The 17,062-nt window shown below is 49.9% G+C and carries 14 protein-coding genes and 1 pseudogene; 11 read left to right on the forward strand and 4 right to left on the reverse strand.

All coding sequences use genetic code 11. From position 1 onward, the window contains the following. Nucleotides 1-100: 100 nt before the first annotated feature. Nucleotides 101-715: pseudogene (locus tag ACO6VE_RS17030) on the forward strand (phosphoenolpyruvate carboxylase); the annotation flags it as partial. Between the two features lie 397 nt (nt 716-1,112). Here ACO6VE_RS17030 and ACO6VE_RS17035 read toward each other — a convergent pair. Continuing rightward, nucleotides 1,113-4,325, reverse strand: a complete 3,213-nt coding sequence (locus ACO6VE_RS17035; protein WP_422462477.1) for a hypothetical protein — start codon at nt 4,323-4,325, stop codon at nt 1,113-1,115. Nucleotides 4,326-4,687: 362 nt separating this feature from the next. Between ACO6VE_RS17035 and ACO6VE_RS17040 the strand changes: the two genes are divergently transcribed. The 6 genes from ACO6VE_RS17040 (at nt 4,688) to ACO6VE_RS17065 (ending at nt 9,077) form a co-directional block, all read left to right on the forward strand. Next, nucleotides 4,688-4,903: a hypothetical protein gene (locus ACO6VE_RS17040; protein ID WP_422462479.1), complete on the forward strand. Its 216-nt coding sequence runs from the start codon at nt 4,688-4,690 to the stop codon at nt 4,901-4,903. Between the two features lie 11 nt (nt 4,904-4,914). Continuing rightward, nucleotides 4,915-5,148, forward strand: a complete 234-nt coding sequence (locus tag ACO6VE_RS17045) for a tautomerase family protein (RefSeq protein WP_163373103.1) — start codon at nt 4,915-4,917, stop codon at nt 5,146-5,148. Nucleotides 5,149-5,256: 108 nt separating this feature from the next. Further along, complete coding sequence (locus ACO6VE_RS17050; RefSeq protein ID WP_422462481.1) at nt 5,257-6,378, forward strand: beta-ketoacyl-ACP synthase III; 1,122 nt, start codon at nt 5,257-5,259, stop codon at nt 6,376-6,378. Nucleotides 6,379-6,747: 369 nt separating this feature from the next. Beyond that, a complete protein-coding gene (gene adk, locus ACO6VE_RS17055; RefSeq protein WP_269675437.1) occupies nt 6,748-7,398 on the forward strand; it encodes an adenylate kinase in 651 nt (216 codons plus the stop codon). Between the two features lie 186 nt (nt 7,399-7,584). After that, nucleotides 7,585-8,256: a tRNA (adenosine(37)-N6)-threonylcarbamoyltransferase complex dimerization subunit type 1 TsaB gene (gene tsaB / locus ACO6VE_RS17060; RefSeq protein ID WP_422462483.1), complete on the forward strand. Its 672-nt coding sequence runs from the start codon at nt 7,585-7,587 to the stop codon at nt 8,254-8,256. A 17-nt stretch (nt 8,257-8,273) separates the two neighbouring features. Next, nucleotides 8,274-9,077: an undecaprenyl-diphosphate phosphatase gene (locus tag ACO6VE_RS17065; protein ID WP_422450177.1), complete on the forward strand. Its 804-nt coding sequence runs from the start codon at nt 8,274-8,276 to the stop codon at nt 9,075-9,077. Nucleotides 9,078-9,126: 49 nt separating this feature from the next. On the opposite strand, the gene ACO6VE_RS17070 is transcribed toward ACO6VE_RS17065, so the two are convergent. Then, a complete protein-coding gene (locus ACO6VE_RS17070; RefSeq protein WP_422450178.1) occupies nt 9,127-9,534 on the reverse strand; it encodes a hemerythrin domain-containing protein in 408 nt (135 codons plus the stop codon). Nucleotides 9,535-9,806: 272 nt separating this feature from the next. Here ACO6VE_RS17070 and ACO6VE_RS17075 point away from each other — a divergent pair, with 272 nt between their 5' ends. Both ACO6VE_RS17075 and ACO6VE_RS17080 read left to right on the forward strand, forming a co-directional pair. Next, on the forward strand, nt 9,807-11,288 hold the full coding sequence (locus ACO6VE_RS17075; protein ID WP_422462485.1) for an alanine/glycine:cation symporter family protein: 1,482 nt from the start codon (nt 9,807-9,809) through the stop codon (nt 11,286-11,288). A 524-nt stretch (nt 11,289-11,812) separates the two neighbouring features. Then, nucleotides 11,813-13,285, forward strand: a complete 1,473-nt coding sequence (locus ACO6VE_RS17080) for an alanine/glycine:cation symporter family protein (RefSeq protein WP_422450180.1) — start codon at nt 11,813-11,815, stop codon at nt 13,283-13,285. A 341-nt stretch (nt 13,286-13,626) separates the two neighbouring features. On the opposite strand, the gene ACO6VE_RS17085 is transcribed toward ACO6VE_RS17080, so the two are convergent. Further along, entirely contained in the window at nt 13,627-14,730 is a 1,104-nt protein-coding gene (locus tag ACO6VE_RS17085; RefSeq protein WP_422450181.1) for a hypothetical protein, read from the reverse strand. A gap of 378 nt (nt 14,731-15,108) precedes the next feature. Further along, nucleotides 15,109-15,855 carry a hypothetical protein gene (locus ACO6VE_RS17090; protein ID WP_422462487.1) on the reverse strand — a complete coding sequence of 249 codons (747 nt, stop codon included), beginning with the start codon at nt 15,853-15,855 and terminating at the stop codon, nt 15,109-15,111. Between ACO6VE_RS17090 and ACO6VE_RS17095 the strand changes: the two genes are divergently transcribed. After that, the gene (locus tag ACO6VE_RS17095; protein ID WP_269675428.1) at nt 15,854-16,126 is read left to right on the forward strand and encodes an exodeoxyribonuclease VII small subunit; all 273 of its coding nucleotides are present in this window, start codon (nt 15,854-15,856) and stop codon (nt 16,124-16,126) included. The two genes, ACO6VE_RS17090 and ACO6VE_RS17095, sit on opposite strands and share 2 nt — an antisense overlap. Nucleotides 16,127-16,128: 2 nt before the next feature. Next, the gene (locus ACO6VE_RS17100) at nt 16,129-17,040 is read left to right on the forward strand and encodes a polyprenyl synthetase family protein (RefSeq protein ID WP_422462489.1); all 912 of its coding nucleotides are present in this window, start codon (nt 16,129-16,131) and stop codon (nt 17,038-17,040) included. Nucleotides 17,041-17,062 lie beyond the last annotated feature (22 nt).

Here is a 17,062-nt window from a genome sequence, read left to right on the forward strand (position 1 = left end):
GGGCCTCCGGTTAGCTGTCTATGGTTTGGTATCTGAAAGATAGCTAAGCAGTCCGGAGGCTCCTTGTCTTTTTTACGTCGAATTCACGTTACCTTACTTCCGGGCCGTAACGCCGGAAATGGAGCTGGGTAAATTGCCGCTTGGCTCCCGTCCCGCCAAGAGGAAACCCAATGGTGGCGTGGAAAGTCTGCGGGCTATTCCATGGATTTTTGCCTGGACACAGATTCGCCTGATGCTGCCAACCTGGCTGGGCTGTGGCGGAGCGCTGGAGAATGCGGTCAACAATGGCAACCGGGATGTGCTGGAAGCAATGATGACCGACTGGCCGTTCTTTAAGGCACGTCTGGAAATGCTGGAGATGGTCTTCACCAAGACCGATGCCCAGCTGGCCCGGTATTATGAAGATCAGCTGGTGCCTGATCATCTGCGCTACCTGGGCGAAAAACTCAGACGTATGCTGTCGTCTGCCATCGAAGTGCTGCTGGATCTTAAAGAGGGGGATGAGCTGATGTCATCACACCCGCAGAACAAAGAAGCCATTGGCCTGCGTAACCCTTACACGGATCCTCTGAACTTCCTTCAGGCTGAGTTGCTGCAGCGGGTTCGCTCCCATGAAAAGGTGGCGGGAGAGGATGCGGAAGTGGGCGAGGAGCTGGAACAGGCATTGATGATCACCATTGCCGGTATTGCGGCAGGTATGCGGAATACTGGCTAATTGAGAGTGTGCCGCAGTCATATTAAGGAATTGTCTCGGAATAAATACCGCCTTTGACTGAGGACTTGTTAAGGTCGCTAGTACATGGTTTCAATGAATTTGACGAGTTGTCGTGCCTCCGCACTCCGTTCGTCCTGAGGCTGTCGAAGGACCCATAGGGCCTAAAGGCGGAAACTCCGGACTCTGATAGATCGTGCCAAGCACCCTTCGACTCCGCTCAGGGTGAACGGAGATTGTACACGTCAAACTCATTTAAACCATGTACTAGCCGCTAACTACAAAAGCACAGGCGGCCTGTCTCTTGCGGGCAGCGCTTACTGAAATCTCGAAGTTATTTCAGGACTGTTCCTTAGCGGCAGCTGGGTCGTTATCGTGGTAGCAGGCGTCATGGTTAAACTCACCGTGCCGCCTTTTTTTGTTGCTGCTGGTCGTTCGGCTTCATCCGATAGACGACCCTTCCGTCATATTCATCAGACACCACCTTTAGTCCTCGTTCATTCAGTATCCGGGCACCGGCGCAGTCCGGCTGCCGAAATATTTTTTCAAGCTCGGACTGCGGCGGCGTACCGATTGCGGGCAGGATACCCTTCTGTTGTAACCGCTCAATCTCTGATTGCATGCCGTGGCGGGTGGCAGGTGATAGCAAGGACATTGTGTGGTTCAGTTCATCCGCTGCCACGATAATTTTTTCTGTCAGGGTCATATTTTCAGGTAATTCAATCTGTCTCAGTTCCTGCTCATTGTGCAGCTTTCGGTAGGCACCGGCTGAGCCGGTTTTCGGGTCCCAGCAATCGGGGAGAGGCAGGTTGTCCGAGCGTTTGGGGTGATCGGTCAGGCAGGGTTTGATGCCCGCTTTCGCTGCCATCACCAGCCGAACCAGATCATCCAGGCTGTCGCGCATGCACTGCTGCGGATCAGATGCCTGTTCAATCATCAATCGCCGTTTGGTGTTATCCACCGGCAATCGGTATTTCGTGGTGAACGGGTTGGCGTCTTTGTGGTGCCAGCCCCCGGTAATGCAGGCCAGATGCCTGAAGCTCACCAGTGCTGCCCGGATCAGCCGGGTAAACTCTGGTTTATTGACCACGCGCAGTAGCTCAATGGCTTCCGGGTTAAAGTAGCGGTTCTCTCCGGGCTCTGCAAAACCCGGCGTCAGTCGGATCGCGGGAAAATCCTCCCGGCAGGGGATGACCCGGACGATATCGACGATATCACCAAAGCGCAGCACCTGACGAAGCAGTAATTCGTCTGCGGAGCATTGCTGGTCACTGGTGAAAGGAGCCCTGACCGGCTGCATCTGGTTGCTGTTTTTATTTTTCAGGGCACTGGATACTAACCCGATCAGTTCATCCGGGTAGTGATGCAAACTCTGCATATCACGCTGGAACAGTTCAGCGGTACGACGCTCTTCCACATCTTTATGCTCATCTTCAGCAACTGCGTCGTGGTATAGCTCGGCAATGGGCAGTAATTCCTGCAGCAGGGGCTGGTTTTTCAGCAGTTCCTTAAATGGCGCATGAATGTCAGGCAATACCTCCACAAGAAACTCGGTCGCCAGCTGGGTTCGCAGGGCGTGATCCAGGCCGTGAACTTTGCGGGAGCGGGGTTTGCCCCCTTCCAGTATGACTTTTGCTACGGTGGGATGGAGGTTCTGGTAATAATGCCAACCCGCTACCCGGGTGATGGCAGGATAGTGGTCAATACGGTCAAGCTCACTTTGCACAAAGTTCGGTGGGGCGGTCAGAAATTTGTCGAGCCATTCGCTCTGGCCGGTTTCCTTATCAGGCAACCGGATAACGCAGAAATTATTTACCTTGGGTTCTTGGTGAAAAATCTTTAAGCAGCTGAATAATGGATTGTTTGACAGTGGGATAGTGGTCATGTAGCGAAAATGCTCGATTAACTGCTCATCGTTAAACCGCTGCGGCGATAAGCCATTTTGCAGGTAATCCAGCAATTTTTGCCCGTCAGCATTTTTGTTCAGATAAAACTGGTGGTATATTTTTTCGCCGATCAGTTCCCGGCACAGATTTTCAACCCAGTCGGCTCCGGTGGATACCGATTGACGGGCCAAAACTTTTTTCAGATTGTCTATAAACGTAGCCAGAGTATTCGGGATTCCCTCAGGGGGTGCCATTTGCCCCGGCTTTACCTCTGTATAGAAGCGTTCCGTATAAACCATCTTGTTGCAGCTAATCTGCCACAGGATCTCGTGGCGGATAATCCTGAATTCATCCCGGGTCAACAAACTCTCCTGGCAGAAATACCTGGCTGCCAGTAACAGCCATAGGCTACCGGTCACGTTAGAAAGATGCTTTTTTTGAAAGTCGACCCTGGTTCCATGGACAATCAGAAGACAGACGACTAATGGGTTACGATTGGAGTAATGATCACAATGACCTTGCAACAATATTGGGACAAATAACCTGTTAAGCAATGCCTTCCTGCAAGTCTGCGCTTGCTTGCCAAGCTTCGATTTTGTCTCCTGCCAACGATCTCCGTATAAATCCATATCCAGGAAAATGCAGTTTCCCCGGTCTTTGAAGTCTCTTAAATCACTTGCAGGGAAAAAGGACGTACTAATCAATTTTTCCAATAACTGCACAGGTAGATTGACATTAAGTAACCGGGCATTTTCTATCGCTTCCAGTAATTCGGGTAAGCTACATAATATGTCCCCGGTAGATAATATTTTTATCAGGTCCAGATTTTTTTCTGCCTCTGCTACGGGTTTGATACTTTCCGGAATATTGATCAGTAGCTGCAAAAAACGATCAACACCGGACTGCACCAGCACCTTGAACAGCGTGATAGCCTGCCCCATGGTTTGAGCATATTTCGAGAATGTTCTGGCGTTTGCCGAAATCGCCTCTATTTCATGGCGCTGCAGTTTGAGCGGCGGGAATAGCACACCCCGCTCGCTATCGTATACCGACAGCCGTAAAGGTTGGCGAAATTCCCCAGCGGCACTGGCGTCATCTCCCAGTTCCAGCAGTAAAATGTTTTGCATCATATCTGCGACCCGGTCAAACGCAGCTTCCCGGTTAAAGTCGAGAAGATATCCGCAGTGCATCAGACCCAGATTAATGCGGCAAATAATTTCCGGGTAGGTTTTTTCGATGTTTTGCCTGCTGGATAACTGATGCAGCAGGTAACCTGTGCTGTCAATACGCCCGGAGGTTTTGGTATCAGGGAAGATGGTTTTGCTCTGCCAATATTTTTCTTCCATCTTGATGTTCAGCGTTACGTAATCCGTGATTTTTTTTATCGGTTTGGAATGTGTTTTGTTCGGCTGAAAATCTCCTTGAGCATCGGTAAAGGCATCATGTTTATAGGCCCATGCCAGCTCAACCTCATTCCTCTCTATTGGTCCCAACATGGTCACTACCCATGATTCCCCACTGAATACCTGCTCTTCACCATGTTTAGTTAAGGGGTTGTTGCATTGGGGACTTAACCGGGTAACCGGCTTTGTTTCCCAGCCGAGCCATTTGCCCTTGCGTGCATCAACAGCCCGAACCATTAATCTGCCATCCTTGAATAAGCTGACAATATCATCTGCCGGGCGAGAACCGGGCGCAGGAGTCTGATTAACTGAAGATATAGTCATAAGGTGATTATTAATTTCTGTTTATTCATTATTGTTGGATTTAATAACTATCAAATAGTTCCTCTATTCCTTTTTCAGCCTGTCCCATCGGTACATTTGGCGAAGTGTGCTTCCTGAACCTAGAAGCCTGTCCGAGATTAGAATGCCCTACGCGGCAACTGCTCCTGCGTTGCTCTAGCTCCTGCATCCATGCAGTCGTGCGGTGGCAGCAAATTGGTCTAAAAATTCCGTTTTGTTCGGCAAATAGCCCCGCTATTCACCTCACAAAACGGAATTTTTATCCTCAATTTTCTGCCATCCTCGCTACGGGGTCGCCTAGACGGGCGCTATTCTCGGACTAAGCCTCCTAGTCCGGAGCTGTTATGTCGCAATTTAATATCCTTAATCTACCCAAACCTTTTTACCTGATCTTTTTTATCAAGTTATGGGGGCGCTTTGGTTACGGCCTTCAGGCTCTGTTATTACTGTACCAGGTGCGTCAGCTGGGAATGGAGGATGACCACGCATTTATTACCTTTGGTGCTTTCAGTGCCTGTGGTGAAAATGAGCTAATCTGTGAGGGTTGGTATTTATTGTGAGGTGAGTGCTTATGCCGTTTGTCTCTGTGAAAACGGTCAAGGGGCTGTTTAATGAAATCCAGAAGCAGGAAGTGATGGATGGAATCTCTAAACTGCTGGTGGAGGTTGCAGCAGGTGGTGAAGATCGTTTTCAGCAGGCGGTCTGGGTGGTCATTGAAGAGGAGGAGCCCGGAAACTGGAGTCTTGGGGGGAATAGCCCGGAGCTGGAGGCATCAAGACAAAAGCGGGGAACCGGCAAGCCCTGACGCCAGAAACGATAATTTCATAAGGTTGGTTACTTATTGGTTCCCTTGGTAATTACCCTGCTATAAGATGCGAAAAATAAAAGACAATAAGCATGTGATGGAGTGATTGTGCCGGAAGTCGTGATCAGTGGTACCGGGTTATATACCCCACCGGGGGCCATCAGTAATGATGAGCTGGTCAATGCATTCAATGCCTGGGTCGACCAGCAGAATGAAAACAACAAAGAGGCCATAGCCGCCGGTGAATTGGAACCGCTGGCCCGAAGCAGTAGTGAGTTTATTGAAAAAGCCTCCGGAATTGTTAGCCGCTACGTGGTTAACCGGGAAGGTGTTCTTGATCCGCAGAGAATGGTTCCACGAATTCCCGAGCGTGGCAATGAGGATATCTCTGTCCAGTGCGAAATGGCACTCCATGCTGCCAGAGGGGCTCTTGCCCAGGCCCGGGTAGAGCCATCCGGCGTGGATATGATTATTGTCGCCTGTTCCAATATGCAGCGCCCTTACCCGGCCATTGCCGTTGAGATCCAGCAGTTTCTCGGTGGCGGTGGTTATGGTTATGACATGAATGTCGCCTGTTCTTCGGCTACCTTTGGTATCCAGGCTGGCGTCGACGCTATTCGCAGCGGGTCTGCAAAACGGGTATTGATGGTGAACCCGGAAATTTGTTCAGGTCATCTGAACTTCCGTGACCGGGACAGTCACTTTATTTTTGGTGATGCCTGTACTGCCGTATTGCTGGAGAGTGAAGACATTGCCAGGCGGAAAGATGGCTACCGGGTACTCGGTTGTCACCTGTGGACTCAGTTCTCCAATAATATCCGTAACAACTTTGGCTTTCTGAATCGTGCGGATGAAACCGGTGTCGGCAAGCCCGACAAACTGTTTGTCCAAAATGGCCGGAAAGTCTTTAAAGAAGTTTGCCCCCAGGTGGTGAAGCATATTTCTGATCACCTTGAGTCTCTTGCACTGACCCCCGGTGATTTGAGCCGTCTATGGCTGCATCAGGCAAACTTGAATATGAACCAACTGGTGGCGCGCAAGCTGCTGGGCCGTGAGCCGAAGCCCCGGGAAGCGCCGGTGATTCTTAATGAGTACGCTAATACCAGTTCAGCCGGTTCGATCATTGCCTTTCATAAACACTCGCTGGATCTGACATCGGGGGATAAAGGTGTCATTTGCTCTTTCGGGGCAGGTTACTCCATCGGTAGTGTGGTGGTTGAAAAGCAGTAATTTTCATATTGGTTCCTGGGACATGGTTACAATGAGTTTGACGGGCTGTCGTGCCTCCGTACTCCGTTCGTCCTGAGCTTGTCGAAGGACCCATAGGGCCTAAAGGCGGAAACTCCGGACTTTGATAGATCGTGCCAAGCACCCTTCGACTCCGCTCAGGGTGAACGGAGATTTTACACGTCAAACTCACTTCAACCATGTACCAGGCCCAGGTGATAAGTCCAAACTTGTCACCGGGCTTCCGGCTGTATATGCTTGTCCGCTTTTTATTGAATACGTCAATAAATTTGTCACATTCCAAGCCAGACGATGTCTCTATAATACGATCTCTTGCCGCAGAGAACGGATGGCTGGCAACAGGAGCTTTTCATGCGCGTTATTCTGCTGGGTGCACCGGGCGCCGGTAAAGGGACTCAGGCTCAATTTATCATGGAAGAGTATGGTATTCCCCAGATCTCTACCGGGGATATGCTGCGGGCTGCGATCAAGAACGGCACTGAGCTGGGCAACAGGGTCAAGGCCGTCATGGATTCCGGGGCGCTGGTTTCTGACGACATCATCATTGCCCTGGTCAAAGAGCGTATTGCTGAGAGTGATTGCGCCAACGGTTTCCTGTTTGATGGCTTCCCACGCACCATTCCCCAGGCAGAAGCCCTGCGTGATGCCGGTGTTGCCATTGACCACGTTGTGGAAATCGCGGTTGATGATGAAGAAATCGTCAAGCGCATGAGTGGCCGTCGCGTGCACCCGGAAAGTGGTCGTACTTATCATGTGGTCTTTAATCCACCCAGAGAAGAGGGTAAGGATGATGTGACCGGTGAAGCCCTGGTGCAGCGCGCAGACGATGAAGAAGAGACGGTACGCAAGCGTCTGGGGGTCTACCATGATCAGACTGCGCCATTGGTTGAGTTCTATCAGCAAGTGGGTGGCGATACCCGTTACAGCCGCATTGAAGGTGTCGGTTCTGTTGATGAAATCAAACAGCAGGTGCTGGACGCGCTGAAGCCTGTTCTCGCCTGAGTGAGATAGTTGCCTGATGTTGTTGCCCGGGCAATAACTGTTGATCAAAACAAAAGTCGGGGGTGTGAGAAAGCGCCACCGGCTTTTTTGTAATGACTGAAAATACGGTTGTAATGAACTGCCGGTCTTATCAAAATAGTCGGCTGGCCATGTTGCTGACGCTCACCAAAACAGTAAAGACTCCCCATGAAACTGCTTGCTCTTGATACCGCAACGGAAGCCTGTTCTGTTGCCCTTAACCTTGATGGCGAAGTGATTGAACGATTTGAGCTGACTCCCCGCCGACACAGCCGTGATCTGCTGCCAATGGTTGAAGACGTTCTGGCTCAGGCCGGCTTAAGCCTTAAGCAGCTGGATGCCCTGGCCTTTGGCCGGGGGCCTGGGGCATTTACCGGCCTCAGGGTGGCGACCGCCATGGTTCAGGGGTTGGCGTTTGCGGTTGATCTGCCGGTGGTTCCGGTCTCGACGCTGGCTGCTCTGGCTCAGCAGGGGCTCAGGGAGCACAAGGCAGCAAAAGTGTTGAGTGCCATTGATGCCAGAATGGATGAGGTATACTGGGGTGCGTTTTCCGAGTCGGATGGCTTAATGGTGCCGGTTGCTGCGGAAATAGTGACCCTGCCAGAAAACGTTGTAGTACCGGTTATGGATGGGTACTGGTTCGGGATGGGCACTGGCTGGGCATTCAGACATCGACTGTCGGCCACCGTGGTTGATTGTCAGATTGAAGCCTGGCCCAGGGCCCATGATATAGCCCTGCTGGCTGCTGCCGACTTTAAACGGGGTAAAGGGCTGCCTGCGGAGCAGGCCATGCCGGTTTACCTTCGGGATAAGGTAGCTCTGAAAAAATCAGAACGTTAAGACAAGGACGGATCGTTATGGACACTCTACAGACCATTATCCTGGCGCTGATCCAGGGCATTACCGAATTTCTTCCAATCTCCAGCTCGGGTCACCTGATTTTGCCCGCCCAGCTGCTTGGCTGGACGGACCAGGGGCTGGCATTTGATGTCGCTGTGCACATTGGTACGCTGGCTGCCGTCATTGCCTATTTCTGGAAAGACCTCTTTGCCATTGCCCGTGACTGGCTGGGCTCTCTGGTGGGGAAGGGCGCTACCGTTAACAGCCGTCTTGGCTGGTATCTGATTTTTGCCACATTGCCCGCCGTGGTATTTGGTCTGGTCCTGAAAAAAATGGGTCTGGATGAGGCGATGCGGACCGTTGCGGTTATTGCCGGTACCACCCTGATTTTTGGTGCCCTGCTGGGTTGGGCAGATCTGCAAGGCAAACGTATTCAACCCCTGGAGCAGATGTCTTTCAGGCAGGCGATGCTGATTGGCCTTGCCCAGGCACTGGCGCTGATCCCGGGCACATCCCGTTCTGGTATTACCATGACGGCCGCGTTAATGATGGGCTTTACCCGTGATGCGGCTGCCCGATTCTCGTTCCTGCTGTCCATTCCTGTGATTCTGGGGGCGGGTAGCCTGTTGATGCTGGATCTGGCAGAAAGCACGGTGCCGGTGGACTGGCCGACACTGTCCCTTGGAACCCTGGTGTCGGCTGTCAGTGCCTGGCTCTGTGTGCATTTCTTCCTGGCATTTATCAACCGTATCGGGCTTATGCCATTTGTTATCTATCGGATGGTTCTGGGTGTGGTGCTGCTTGGGTTTGTATTCTTCTAGAAGGGAATAATGATCGGCTGAGAACCAGCCGATCATTTAACTGCCGGTTTCAGACACCTTTGATTCTATCGTAAGTCTTGTAGAGAATCGCTTCTTCCTTGGTGATTCGCTTGCTCAATGCCTTGATGATGTTGTTGCAGTCCTGCTGAAAGTTTTCGTTGGTATTATCACCATTTTCATACAGGGCGAAAAAAACCATCACGTCGGCAGAAATCTTATCCATATCCAGCGCATAGTCAGTCAGGGTAGACTTCAGGCTGTCATCGTTCTCAGCGGCTTCCCGCAATACCGGATACAGGTACTTATCTTCTTTGTTTAAGTGGGCCAGCAGCATTTTTTTTGCGGAAAGTATCAAATTTCGACCTTGCTGGTTGTCAACACCCACTTCACGTGCTTGTAAAAGCAGGTCACTGATTTGCACGTGTTCACTTTTGAATTCCCGGATTAACTGAGACATTTGTGTTCACTCCCTGAACATAACGGTTTCTAATATTTTAGGGCGATATTACTACATTCGTCTCAAACCGTTAATTATTAACCGTTTTGAGTGGCTGGCCCACCTTCAGGCTCTGCTTCGACCTCTATTGCCCGGGCAGCCCACTGGCCATTGATAAACAAAGGCATTGTTTATTTTTTGTCTTTTTGGGCAGTTTTTACCCTGCAAAATCCCCCTTTGTGTCAAAAATCCTCTGCTATTCTTGTTTGGTGTGAAAAATCATTGGGGCTCAAATGAGTACGATCTTTTTAGAAATTACGACCTTCATTTGGGAATATTTACTGATCTATCTGCTGCTGAGTGCTGGTGTTTACTTCACTGTCAGAAGCCGATTTGTCCAGTTTCGTTATTTTTTTCACGCATGGAAGCTGACGCTGGGGTCTCGAAAGACATCAGGTAATGAAATCTCTTCTTTTCAGGCCCTTTGTACCAGCCTGGCTGCACACGTGGGTACTGGTAACCTGGCCGGGGTTGCCATTGCTATCTTTATCGGTGGCCCCGGTGCGGTGTTCTGGATGTGGATCGTTGCCCTGCTGGGAATGGCCTCCAGTTTTGTAGAGAACACGCTGGCGCAGCTCTATAAAACCAACAATAAAGATGGAACTTTTCGTGGTGGCCCTGCTTACTATATAGAGAAGGCACTTGGCCTGCGCTGGCTGGGTATTTTATTTTCAGTTCTCTTGTTAACGACCTTCGGGTTTGTCTTCAATGCGGTCCATGCTAACTCGGTATCCCAGGCGGTTTCCGGTCATATGGCGATAAGTCCGGTATTGGTCGGCCTGGTCATTGCCGGTGTGACCGCTGTGATTATTTTCAGAGGGATCCACTCGATTGTTCATTTTGCAGAGTTAGTGGTTCCGGTAATGGCAATGGCTTATCTGCTGATTGCTTTTGGTGTTGTCGCTTTTCATTTGAATGAAATGCCTGCCGTTATCACGTTGATTTTTGACAGTGCATTTGGTCTGCATTCAGCCGCAGGTGGTGCTATTGGTTATTCCGTAGCACAGGCCATGATGCAAGGAATCAAGCGAGGCCTGTTTTCCAATGAGGCTGGTATGGGCAGTGGTCCCAATGCTGCTGCAACTGCGACACCCAAACCAAACCATCCGGCGGCTCAGGGCATTGTGTCGATGATCAGCGTGTTTATCGATACCATTGTGATCTGTACAGCGACCGCAGCCATTGTGCTGCTATCCGACCAGCTGGGATCAGGCGGTACCTTCAATGGTATCCAGCTGACTCAGGCTGCGCTCGCTGGTATTGTCGGTGGCTGGGGGCAGTGGTTTATTTCCATTGCTGTCATCTTTTTTGGTTTTACATCGGTGATTGCCAATTATTACTATGGTGAGTCAAATCTTCTGTTTATCCGTAACAGTCCCCGTTTATTGCAGGTTTATCGATCTGTTGTCGTATTTCTGGTCTTTCTTGGTTCAATCGCATCCCTCGAGATGGTATGGATGGTTGCTGACCTTGCCATGGGGCTGATGGCACTGATTAATCTTGTGATCATCCTGTTGCTCAGTGGCCCGGTTATGCGGGTATTGAGGGATTACGATTTACAGTCAGGATCCGGCCGATCCCCTGAGTTTAACCGCATTCGTTTTCCTTTTCTGGATCGAACGATTGATAAGGATGTCTGGGTTCATAAACCTGAATCTGAGGACTCACTCGAACGCATTGGTAATGCCAATTTTCAGGAGACGAAGTCCTGTTAGCAAAAGTTGAAACGTTGATGTTGGTTGATCTTTATCAGGTATTGCTTATTTGAGGAATGTTGTTGACAAGGTAGTCTTTTACATTGCCTCGTGTTATCTGAAATTAAACAATGAAAGATTATTATCAATAGTGTCATTTAATTGATAATTGGTGTGTTCATTATTTGTTTCCTGATGAAAAAGCCTGTTTTGTAGTTTGCTATTTTGAAATGGTGGGGCTTCCTGATTGTTTAAGAAATGTTTTATTTTACCGTAAGGGTATTCTAAATTTTTGTTCAGGCTTTCAATTGCATCAGTTGTTATTTGTACGTGTTGGTGATCGTTTTATGCGTATTTTTGTGGTTTGTTATTTGGCCTGAATTGGACATAGGATGTGTTGTTGTTAAAGGGTTCCAGGAAGTTTTTAAAGGATTTCCATTGTTTGATTGGTAGGTGTTTATACTTATCATTCAAGGTTTATTCCCTAATGTTATAAATCTTAATTTGAAATAAAAATCGAGAATACACAATGCGCCGGAAATTTTATGAATAACTTAATAGACTCCATCAATGGTCTGCTTTGGGGCAGCATTCTTATGTACCTGCTTATGGGGGCAGGTCTGCTTTTCACGGTAAAAACCCGCTTTGTTCAAATTCGTCGGTTTACTCTGGCAATGAAAACCATGCTGGGCAGCCGTGCGACTGATTGTTCTACTCATGTCTCTCCGTTTCAGGCGTTTTGTACAAGTCTTGCTGCACGGATAGGTACTGGCAACATAGCGGGTGTCGCGGTTGCCATCACTATGGGTGGGCCTGGTGCTGTTTTCTGGATGTGGCTGATTGCGGTTCTGGGTATGTCCACCAGTCTTGCCGAGAATATTCTTGCCCAGCTTTATAAGACCAATAACGGTGATGGTACTTATCGAGGTGGCCCGGCTTATTACATTGAGAAAGCCCTTGGGCAGCGCTGGCTGGGTATTATCTTCTCCATCTCCCTGATTATTGCGTTTGGCTTTGCCTTTAACAGTGTGCAGTCTAACTCCATTGCAGCAGCATTCAGTGGCTACGAAATTCCAACGGAAGCTATTGGTATGGGGCTGGCAATGGTGAGTGCCCTGGTCATCTTCGGTGGTATTCGCTCCATTGCCAAAGTGGCAGAGATGGTCGTCCCGATCATGGCTTTTGGCTATCTGGGTGTGGCCCTGGTGGTGGTATTTATGAATATCACAGAGCTGCCGGCGGTCTTCAGCCTGATTATCAAGAGCGCTTTTGGTCTTGATAGTGCTGTCGGTGGTGGAGCGGGTTACGCGGTATCCCAGGCGATGCAGCAGGGCATCAAGCGTGGTTTGTTCTCCAATGAAGCGGGTATGGGTAGTGCCCCTAACGCAGCGGCAACCGCACACTCGAATCATCCTGCCAACCAGGGCATGATGGGGATGCTGGGTGTATTTATGGATACGATCATTGTCTGTACTGCGACCGCTTCTATTATCCTGATGTCCGGCGTAATGGACGGTTCTGGTGTAACAGGTATCGAGTTGACGCAGCTGGCTCTGGAAAGCCAGGTGGGGCCGGTCGGTAAGCACATGGTAGCTGCGGCTATTCTGTTGTTTGCTTTCAGTTCGATCATTGCCAATTACTACTATGGTGAATCAAACCTGCGCTTTATCATGGACAAGAATTGGCTGGTAAACGTTTACCGTATTGCTGTACTGGGTATGGTGATCTGGGGGGCAAGCAGCAGCCTGCCAACAGTGTGGGCTTTTGCTGATGCTTCCATGGGGATCATGGCACTGATTAACCTGACGGCTATTCTGATGCTTTCTGGTATTGTTGTTCAGGTTCTGAAGGACTTCGATGATCAGGTGGCATCCGGTGTGACACCGGTATTCAATCGTCGCAAGTTCCCATTCCTTGATAAAACCATGGACGCAGACGTATGGACCGAGCACAGCTCAGGTCCGGTTGAAAACTCTGAGAAGGCAAAAGTTAAACGCACTGCGGCACCAGACGTTTAATTCTGACTTGGCTGAAATCAGTGAAGGCCACTTTTTCAGTGGCCTTTTTTTATCCTAAGGAGTTGTCTGGAAATAACTTCCCTATTTTCATTGCCTGACTCCGTTCGGACTGAGTGCAAGCTTGTCGAAGTTCGGTGGCACGACCCTTCGATACTTCGACAATTTTAGCACTCAAGGTGAACGGAAATCGGGAACTTATTAAAAGACAATTCCTAAATACCGCCGTTTGACCTTCGTTTGACCTTCAAATGATTATCAGGTTCAAAATTTCAGGATCAAGACTGAACGATCCTGATTGTGGGGGAGACACGGCAAAAGTTGAAAACTGTCGCTTCATAAAATTATGCAAGATGATTGTTGTTCAACTGACTTTTCTTCCACTTCAGTCGAATATAAAAATCGTCTCTTTCAGCCAACCAGCCGCCACGTTCAAAGTCCCTGCCAACCTCATCTGCACAGATCGCCTGGCGATTTAATGGCAGTCCGTTCAGGCAGCATTCCGCTTTGAAACGCACCAGCGCCAGCATTGCTTTCGCTGCCGTATAATCCTTGACCACATCATCCGGTGTGATCTCTTGGCCAGTCAACGGCGGTTGCCTCAGGCAACATGCCGCTTTGAAGTGCGCCATCTCAAGTTTGCCTCTCGCGCTATTCGGAAAAGCACTAAGCACATCGCCCGTTCTGAGCTGTTGGCCTCTGAACGGCATACGCCTCAGGCAACATTGCCCTATGAAGCGCGCTATCTCCAGTTGGCTTCCCGGACTATTCTGGAAAGCCCTGGTCACCATGTGTGGTAAGACCGGATTACCCAATGGCAGGCCTCTTAAGCAACATCCTTGCTTAAAGAACGCTATCTCCAGTTTGCCTTCCGGGCTATCCGGGAAAGTCTCAAGCACCTCTTTCAGTGAGATCCGCCGGCCGTGAGGCGGCGGTTCCCTCAGGTAACACTGTGCCTTGAAGATGGCCATCTCAAGTTTGCCTTCCGGACTATCCGGGAAAGCCTCGATCACAGCTTCCGGTGAAACCTGTCGGCCATGCAGCAGCAGTTCCTTCAGGCAACATTGAGCTTTGAAGAGCGCCATCTCAAGTCTGCCTTTCGGAGTATTCGGGAAAGCTTCGACCACAGCTTCCGTTGAGACCTTCTGGCCATGCAGCGGCATTTTTTTCAGGCAACAACGCGCTTTGAAGAACGCTAACCTCTCTTTGCCTTCCGTGCTATCCGGGAACGCCTCGACCACAGCTTCCGTTGAGACCTTCTGGCCATTCAGCGGCATGCCCCTGATGCAACAATTCGCTTTGAAGCGCGCTATCCCCAGTTTGCTTTCCGGCCTGTCCGGGAAAGCATTAACCACTTCATCTGGTGTGAGCTGAAGGTCATTCCATAGCAGGCCCCTCAGGTAACATTTCGCTTTGTTGTCCGCTCTTTCAAAAAGCAACAATGACATGCTTTTATCGCTGACCAACATTTTTTTAATAACATAGTCTGATCGAAGGCACGACACATGACGTGTATGAGTCGCACTGAAATGAACAAAATCAAAAAAAGATAAATTACTGGCAATGAGAACCAGTAGTTCATCAGGAAGTTTGTTCAAATAACAGCTATCAGGTTGGCAATGTACTTCTTTTACGGTTCTGATACCAAAAAACGCAAATGGAATTGACGAGTCAGGGGTTTGGGGATCAAGAATGTACGACTGTACTCGGGGTGATACAGCAGGGGCTGGAAACATAATATAGATCCTTGTTCACCTTTTTTTCTATGAGCCCGGAGTCTGAAAAAAGTTCCACTCATGACCGGCTTGATCCAGCCCTGAAACGTTTCAAGGCAGGGCTGGATCAAGCCGGTTGTGGATGGTTCGGATAAATAACCGGGCATCTGTAAGCTCAAGATCTGCAAGGGACAACGCCAGGTGGTTTTTGCTGCCATCGGTTATCAATCGCAGGCCGTCAAAGTTCAGCTCACCAAGCGTGCTTGGGATCCGCAGTCGAATCAGGCCATTGTGCCTGAATTCAATCGTTGACAAATCAGGGTTGAATTCAAGTGTGTCAGCGGAGCCTGCTATCAGGAGAGGCTTGAGCAGTGTTTCCAGCGTGCTATCAACCGGCTCAGCATGTTCTTTCGCAAGCAGTGGATAAACCGGAGTGAGCAGAGCCATTGACAGGGAGGCGGATAAACGCAGCTGGCTCTGGCTGGAAAGTGCCCTGCGCAGTTGCCATCGTGACAGCATGCGCTGTTCTATCAGATACTCTCCAAGCAGCTGCTCATGGCTTGCTGACTGGTGAATGGCGGCATCAAGCTGCTCTGGAGAGATATATCCTTTTTTTATCAGGATCTGGCCCAGTCTTGAGTTGTGATAAACTGCCTGCCGTTTTTGTTCTTCCATCATTAAAGTCCATGATCTTGCCGGGGCATTGCTTTCAATATCGGCCAACGGGATAATGGTTTGATCATTGCGGATGGTCGAAAGCGGTTGGTCAAACCAGTGTGAAAATCGTTTTCGCCAACTATTCTCGTCATGGAACGTTGATAGCGTGCCATGAATGTTTTCTTCAACAGGCTCATTCATGTCAAAAAATACGGTGGATACTGAGAGCTTTGCCTTTGAGCAGTCTTTGGCGGAGCTGGAGACATTGGTCCAGAAAATGGAGTCCGGCGATTTGAGCCTGGAAGAATCTCTGAAAGCCTTTGAACAGGGCATTAAACTGACCCGTGGCTGCCAGAAAGCATTGACCGATGCTGAGCAAAAAGTTCAACAGCTGCTTGTGCAAAATGGTGAACTGACCACAGAGCCATTTGCTGCTGACGGTGCAGAGCCTTCAGCAGATAGAGGGCTGTGAAGATGGCAAGCCCTGTGCCGCTTTCAAAATTTATCGAGCAGTGTCGTTTACAGGTGGATCAAGCGCTCACTACAGTCCTGCCTGATGACAGTAAGGTCAGCCCCCTGCTGCTGGAAGCGATGCGATACAGTGTTTTTAATGGTGGCAAAAGAGTGCGACCAACGCTGGTCTATGCTGCCTGTCATGCTTTGGGTGGGGATGTTAAGCAGGCCAACCCTGCCGCCTGTGCTGTGGAATTAATCCATGCCTACTCACTGGTTCATGATGATTTGCCGGCAATGGATGATGATGACCTGCGCAGGGGCAAGCCAACCTGTCACAAGGCATACGATGAGGCAACTGCGATTCTGGTAGGCGATACGCTGCAGAGTCAGGCCTTTGAGGTGTTGGGCAATGCCCGTTTATGTCCTGATTCAACCCTGACTGACAGTGTTCGATTGCAGCTGGTGACGATCCTCAGCCAGGCGTCGGGACTGGCTGGCATGGCCGGTGGTCAGGCGATGGACCAGTGCGCCGCAGGGACGGAGCTGAACCAGCAGCAGCTTGAGTTGATGCATACCCATAAAACCGGTGCTCTGATTCGGGCCGGTGTCCGTATGGGAGCATTGTGTGCCAGGCCGTTGCAGGGTGAGGAGTTGCAGTCACTGGATCATTATGCAAGAGCCATCGGTCTTGCCTTCCAGGTTCGGGACGATATTCTGGACGTTATTGCTGATACGGAAACGCTGGGCAAGCTTCAGGGAGCGGATATGGCTCTGGACAAACCAACTTATGTTTCCCTGATGGGGCTGGAGGCAGCGAAAGATTATGCCAGAGAGCTTCACCATACTGCGATCAGCGCCCTTTCCGGATTCGACCATCGTGCTGATTTACTTCGCCAGATTGCCGATTACATCATTCGAAGAAGCTATTAGTGTTGTAGGTGGCTTCAGGAAT

It is taken from the genome of Endozoicomonas sp. ALB115 (genome assembly GCF_049310245.1).
In the GTDB taxonomy this organism is placed as follows: Bacteria; Pseudomonadota; Gammaproteobacteria; order Pseudomonadales; family Endozoicomonadaceae; genus Endozoicomonas.